This is a genomic window from Methylobacterium nigriterrae, from assembly GCF_037106235.1.
Lineage (GTDB): Bacteria > Pseudomonadota > Alphaproteobacteria > Rhizobiales > Beijerinckiaceae > Methylobacterium > Methylobacterium nigriterrae.
The window spans coordinates 1-278 of sequence record NZ_JBAWTG010000806.1 but is presented as its reverse complement, the minus strand read 5'-3'; the positions used below and the strand labels follow the sequence as shown (position 1 = coordinate 278).

Annotated in this window: 1 protein-coding gene; it reads left to right on the top strand. The window is 64.7% G+C overall.

Translation table 11 applies throughout. The annotated features are described in order from the left end of the window. Positions 1-188: hypothetical protein (locus tag WDW90_RS39230; protein ID WP_336493010.1), on the top strand; the 188-nt coding region annotated here is incomplete at its 5' end. Positions 189-278 lie beyond the last annotated feature (90 nt).

Genomic DNA, 278 nt, shown 5'->3' with positions numbered 1-278 from the left:
AGTACGGCCACCACGAGCGCGCCACCGCCGCGATCACCCCTCACCCAGACGCGGCGGAAGCTCGCCGCAACCAGCAGAAGCGCAGCAACGGCAAGCAAGGTGACGATCAGCAATACCCAGAGGAAATTGAAGGTATCGACGAAGCCAAGGCGATGGCCGCGGGGGGAGACGACAAAACGCACAAGTGAACACGACGCCACCCGGCGCGACCACAAGGCCGAGCCGGAGGTTTTCGGTTCAAAGCGCGCTATCACCCGGCGAACCGGGGGCTCTTGCGC